General features: G+C 75.3%; 1 protein-coding gene. It reads left to right on the top strand.

The annotated features are described in order from the left end of the window. Window positions 1–104 precede the first annotated feature (104 nt). Window positions 105–1,016: a glycosyltransferase family 9 protein gene (locus HMPREF0731_RS21725; protein ID WP_040614373.1), complete on the top strand. Its 912-nt coding sequence runs from the start codon at window positions 105–107 to the stop codon at window positions 1,014–1,016. The last annotated feature ends 5 nt before the right edge of the window (window positions 1,017–1,021 follow it).

Genomic DNA, 1,021 nt, shown 5'->3' on the forward strand with positions numbered 1-1,021 from the left:
CGCGCTGCCCTCGGCGCCCGCGCCCAGGCGGTGGTGCGGCTGCGCTACACCACCGCCGCGATGCAGGAGGCGACCATCGCCGTCTATCGGGAGCTGCTCGGCGCATGAGGCGCATCCTGGTCATCAAGCTGGCGGCGCTGGGCGACGTCGTGCAGGCCTTCGGCCCCTTCGCCGCCATCCGCGCCCACCATCCGGGCGCCGAGATCACCCTGCTGACCACGCCGCCCTTCGCCGGGCTGCTGCGCCGCGCCCCCTGGTTCGACCGCATCTGGGCCGATGGCCGCCCCGCCTGGACGGACATTCCCGCCGTGGCGCGCCTGGCCTGGCGCCTGCGCCGCGCCGGCTTCGACCGGGTCTATGATCTGCAGACCTCCTCGCGCTCCTCGCGCTACCGGCTCTTCACCGGGCCGCGCCCCGAATGGTCCGGCATCGCCCGCGGCGCCAGCCACCCGCACGCCAACCCGGCGCGCGACTCCCTGCACACGCTGGAACGCCAGCGCGAGCAGTTGCAGATGGCCGGCATCACCACCTTCCCCGACCCCGCGCTGGACTGGCTGGAGGAGGATCTCTCCCCCCTCGGCCTGCCGCCGCGCTTCGGGCTGCTGGTGCCCGGCGCCTCGCCGGGGCGGCCGGCCAAGCGCTGGCCGGTGGAGCATTTCGCCCGCCTCGCCACGCGGCTCGATCTGCCCGTGGCCATCCTGGGCGGCCCGGCCGAGCGGCCTTTGGCCGAGGCCATCCGCGCCGCATCCCCCGCCGCCATCGACCTGACCGGCCGCACCAGCCTGGGCCAGATCGGCGCCCTGGCCCGCCGCGCGGCCTTCGCGGTGGGCAACGACACAGGCCCGACCCATCTCCTGGCCGCCGCCGGCTGCCCGACGCTCAGCCTGTTCGGGCCGGACAGCGACCCGGCCCTGGCCGCGCCGCGCGGGCCGAGGGCTTCGGTGCTGCGGCGGGTGCCGTTCGAGAGCCTGTCGCCGGAGGATGTGCTGCAGGGGCTGGAGAAGCTAAGGCATTAAGGAAT

It is taken from the genome of Pseudoroseomonas cervicalis ATCC 49957, assembly GCF_000164635.1.
Classification (GTDB): domain Bacteria; phylum Pseudomonadota; class Alphaproteobacteria; order Acetobacterales; family Acetobacteraceae; genus Pseudoroseomonas; species Pseudoroseomonas cervicalis.